The organism is Curtobacterium sp. B18 (genome assembly GCF_000333375.1).
GTDB lineage: Bacteria > Actinomycetota > Actinomycetes > Actinomycetales > Microbacteriaceae > Curtobacterium.
Genome location: NZ_BACZ01000623.1, coordinates 1 through 4387, shown reverse-complemented (window position 1 = coordinate 4387; position 4387 = coordinate 1). Strand labels below are relative to the sequence as shown.

3 protein-coding genes and 1 pseudogene are annotated in these 4387 nt (G+C 74.8%); 1 reads left to right on the top strand and 3 read right to left on the bottom strand.

Features of this window, described 5'->3' with window-relative positions; genetic code table 11:
* Both I5E_RS16820 and I5E_RS24755 read right to left on the bottom strand, forming a co-directional pair.
* A partial coding sequence (locus I5E_RS16820; RefSeq protein ID WP_022908012.1) for a DNA polymerase III subunit gamma and tau occupies positions 1 to 1796 on the bottom strand: 1796 nt, incomplete at its 3' end.
* A 144-nt stretch (positions 1797 to 1940) separates the two neighbouring features.
* Entirely contained in the window at positions 1941 to 2837 is an 897-nt protein-coding gene (locus I5E_RS24755) for an Ig-like domain-containing protein (RefSeq protein ID WP_148287020.1), read from the bottom strand.
* 224 nt (positions 2838 to 3061) lie between these two features.
* On the opposite strand from I5E_RS24755, the gene I5E_RS16805 reads away from it, so the two are divergent.
* Positions 3062 to 3556, top strand: coding sequence for a hypothetical protein (locus tag I5E_RS16805; protein ID WP_022908009.1), 495 nt, complete (start codon positions 3062 to 3064; stop codon positions 3554 to 3556).
* A 485-nt stretch (positions 3557 to 4041) separates the two neighbouring features.
* Here I5E_RS16805 and I5E_RS27110 read toward each other — a convergent pair.
* Positions 4042 to 4197: pseudogene (locus tag I5E_RS27110) on the bottom strand (hypothetical protein); the annotation flags it as partial.
* Between the last annotated feature and the right edge of the window lie 190 nt (positions 4198 to 4387).

Here is a 4387-nt window from a genome sequence, read left to right as displayed (position 1 = left end):
ATCGCGGCGCGGAGGAGCTCGCTGACGCTGGTGCTCGGGTCGGACATCTCCTTGAACGAGGCGACGTCCTGGTGACTCGGGAACGTGAGGGTGAGGACGTCGTCCCGCAGCGCCGTGACCTGCGCCGTGACGACGACGGACCACGCCGAACGCTTCTGGTGCTGGACGTGCTCGACGATCTGCGGCCAGGAGTCGCGGAGCTGCTGGAACCCGACGGCGCCGATGGGACGCACGGCCGGTTCGTCGCCGGCGACGGTGCCCTGACCGGTCGAGGACGCGTTCGCGGTCCCTGCGGCGGGGGTCTGGGTCACGCCGGCAGCCGGCGCGGGTGCGGGTTCGTCCACGGGCGCCTCGGGCGCACTCGGCACCGCGGCTGCCCACGAGGCCGTCGCGTCCCGAGCGGTGGCGCCGGGGTCGGCGGCAGGGGCCGCGGCCGGTCCGGCGTCGACCGGAGCAGGCATCGCCGCGGCCGGAGCCTGGACGGGCGCCGCGGCGGGTGTCGCGGGAGCGGGTGCCGCGGGTGCCTGTGCCGCGCGCAGAGCGGGTGCAGCGGCCGGAGCACCGGGCGCCTGGGCGGAGGTCGAACCCGCCGCGGGGAGCGACTCCGGCCCGGCCTGGTGCCCACCGGCGTCGCCGACGCCGATGCGTCGTTCGAGTCGCTCGACCCGGGCGAGTGCACCGCGCTGGGTGTCGTCGGCCTCGGGCACGAGCATCCTGGCGGTCATCAGCTCGAGGTGGAGTCGCGGCGAGGTCGCACCGGTCATCTCGGTCAGCGCCCGGTTCGCGATGTCCGCCGCGCGCGACAGCCCGGTCGCACCGAAGACGCCGGCCTGCCGGGTCATCGTGTCGAGCTCTTCCGGCGAGACGCCACGCAGGACGGCAGCGGCGCTCTCGTTGGTCGCGGCCACCACGATGAGGTCGCGGAGGCGCTCGAGCAGGTCCTCGACGAAGCGACGGGGGTCCTGACCGGTCTGGACCACGCGGTCGATCGCGGCGAAGGCGGACGCCGGGTCGGCCACGGCGAGCGCGTCGACGACGTCGTCGAGCAGTGCGGCGTCGGTGTAGCCGAGGAGCGCGACGGCTCGCTCGTACGCGATCGCCCCGTCCTCGCTGCCGGCCATGAGCTGGTCGAGCAACGACAGGGTGTCGCGGACGGAGCCGCCGCCCGCGCGGACGACGAGCGGCAGGACACCCGGTGCGACCGAGACCGACTCCTGCTGGCAGAGCTGCTCGACGTACTCGAGCATCGCGGCCGGCGGGACGAGCCGGAACGGGTAGTGGTGGGTGCGCGACCGGATGGTGCCGATGACCTTCTCGGGCTCGGTCGTGGCGAAGATGAACTTCACGTGCTCCGGCGGCTCCTCGACCAGCTTGAGCAGCGCGTTGAAGCCCTGCGGCGTCACCATGTGCGCCTCGTCGAGGATGAAGATCTTGTAGCGGTCGCGCGCCGGGGCGAACACGGCGCGGTCACGGAGGTCCCGCGCGTCGTCGACACCGTTGTGGCTGGCGGCGTCGATCTCGATCACGTCGAGCGAACCCCCGCCGCCGCGCGCCAGTTCGACGCAGCTCGGGCAGACGCCGCACGGGGTGTCGGTCGGACCTTCTGCACAGTTCAGGCAGCGCGCGAGGATGCGGGCGGACGTCGTCTTGCCGCAGCCGCGCGGCCCGCTGAAGAGGTAGGCGTGGTTGACCCGGTTGGTGCGCAGGGCCGTCCGGAGGGGATCGGTGACCTGCGACTGTCCGATCAGCTCGGCGAAGTTCTCGGGCCGGTAACGGCGATACAGGGCGGTGACCACGCCCCAAGGGTAGCCGGGACGGCCGACACCCGATGGTCGGACCGGACCACCTGTGGGAAGTGGGGAGGGCGCACGTGACGCACCGCGCCTCCCGTCCGTCAGGACGACGGAACGCGAGGCGCGGTGCGGACGGTGCGGGTGGGGTCAGACGCGTCGGCGGCGGATGCCGCGGGCGAGGCGGGACAGCCCCAGCAGGAGGAACCCGAGGACCACCAGGCCGCCGGCCGCCCCGGCGAGGGGCCCGACCTCGGCACCGGTGAACGCGAGTCCACCGGACCCGGACCCGCCGGCGGTCCCGTTCCCGTTCCCGACCGCCCCGGCTCCAGGGGTCCCGGGCACACCTGGCGTCCCGGGCGTCCCGGGCGTGCCCGGTGTCCCCGGCGCCCCGGGAATCCCTGGAGTCCCCGGCGTGCCGGGGTCCCCCGGCGTCCCCGGATCGCCCGGCACGGCCGAGTCGACCACCACCGCGACCGACTGTGCGGCCGACGTCGCACCCGCGACGGTCTGGGTCACGCGGATGGTGTGCGGTCCCACCGCGAGGCGCAGCACGACCGACCAGGCGCCGTCCTCGTCCGCCGTGGTCGTCACCGGCGTGCCGTCGTCGGCGACGACGGTCACCGTGGCCCCCGGTTCGGCGGTCCCGGTGACGCGCCAGTCCACGGAGCCGGCGGCCGAGGCCGTCTGGTGCGCACCCGGCGTGGGGGACGTGACCGCGAGCGGCTCGACGGCGTCCACCACGATCGGCACCGGCTGCGAGACCGTCGTCGTGCCGTTCACGGTCTGCGACGCCTCCAGGGTCCACGCGCCCTCGGGCACGCGGTCGAAGGTGACGCTCCAGTCCCCGTCCGCGTCGGCGGTCGTCGTGCGCACCTGTCCGTTCGACAGGCGCACCGTGACGAGCGCGCCCGGCGTGGCGTGCCCCGTCACCGTGAAGGCGGCGGTGTCGCCGGTGCCCGTCGCCGGGAGGAGCTGGCCGGGTGTCGGGCTGGTGATGGTGACGTCGGTCGGCTGCGCGACCACGACCCGCACGGTACTGGTCACCGGGTCGGAGGTACGACCGCCGACGGTCTCGGTGGCCGACACGGTGTGGTGCCCGGCGGGACCCGGGAGACGGTGACCGTCCAGGAGCCGTCGCCACCGCGGTGGTCGTCGCCGTCCGACCGTCGATGTCGACGGTCACCGTGGCCCCCGGTTCCGCGGTGCCGCTCACCACGATGGACGTCGTCGCCCCGGTGATCGGGACGACCTGACCGTCCTGCGGGCTCGTGACCCTGATCGGAGCCGCTGCGGCGACGGAGAACCCGACCTCGGGCGCGTCCGTCGTCGTCCCGCCGACGGTCTGCGAGGCGGCGATCGAGTGCGGTCCGGTGCCGACCGACGGCACGGTCACGGCCCACTCGCCGTCGCCGTTCGCCGTCGTCGTGACCGGGGTGCCGCCGTCGATCCGGACCGAGACCGCCGCGTCCGGCGCCGAGACGCCGGTGACACGGACGTCCGTGGTGCCGCCGAGCACGCGGAACGCGGTCCCGTACGCCGGCGAGGTCACGACGATCGCGTCGACCGCGGCGACCTCGACCGTCAGGTCACGCTGGACCGGCGACGACGTGGTGCCGTTCACGACCTGCGTGACGACGATCGTGTGGTCTCCGGCGTCGAGCCCCGTCAGCTCGGTCGACCACCGGCCGTCCGGGCCCACCGGGACCTCGACGGGGGCACCGTCGTCGGTGACGATCCGCACGGTCCCGCCCGGCTGCCCCTGACCGCTGACCGGGACGGTCGCGCCCGTGGTGCCGGCCGGCACGGTGACGGTGTCGCCGTCGGCCGGGGTGTCGACCGTCAGCGCGGCGCCGGCGGCGATCGTGAAGGTCGTCACGACCGGAGCCGAGGTCGACCCGTCGACCGTCTGGGTCGCCCGGACCGTGTGCTGCCCGGTGGCGAGTCCCTCGAGGTCGAGCGACCACGTGCCGGCGGCGGTCGCCGTGACGGTCTGCGGGTCGCCGCCGTCGATCGTGATCCGCACGGTGGACCGCGGCGCCGCGGCACCGTTCGCCGTCACCGTCGCGACCGAGTCCTGCTGCGCGACGCGGACGGTCGACCCGTCCGCCGGGGTGGCGATCGTGATGGGGTCCGCGACGAGCACCCGGATCCCGACGGCCACCGGGGCGGAGACGGTGTCGCCGATCCGCTGCGTGACGCTGACCTCCGGGGTCCCGGCGGGCACGTCCGGGACCGAGACACTCCACGTCCCGTCCGCGTCCGCGGTGGTGGCCTCGCTGCGTCCGCCGCCGAGGTCGACCACGACGGTCGCACGGGGCTCCGCCGTGCCGCTGACGTCGACCGTGGTGGTCGCGCCCTCGCCGGCGACGGCGTACTGCTGGCCGGCCGTCGGCTCGTCGATCACGACCGGAGCGCCGGCCACGATCGCGAACGTCGTCTCGACGGGGGTTGTGGACGTGGACCCGTCGACCGTCTGCGTGACGCTCACGTCGTGCGTCCCGACGCCGAGGTCCGGCACGTCGACGCTCCACGAGCCGTCCCCGCCCGCCGTCACCTCGACCGGGTCGCCGTCGTCGACCGTGACCGTGACGGTG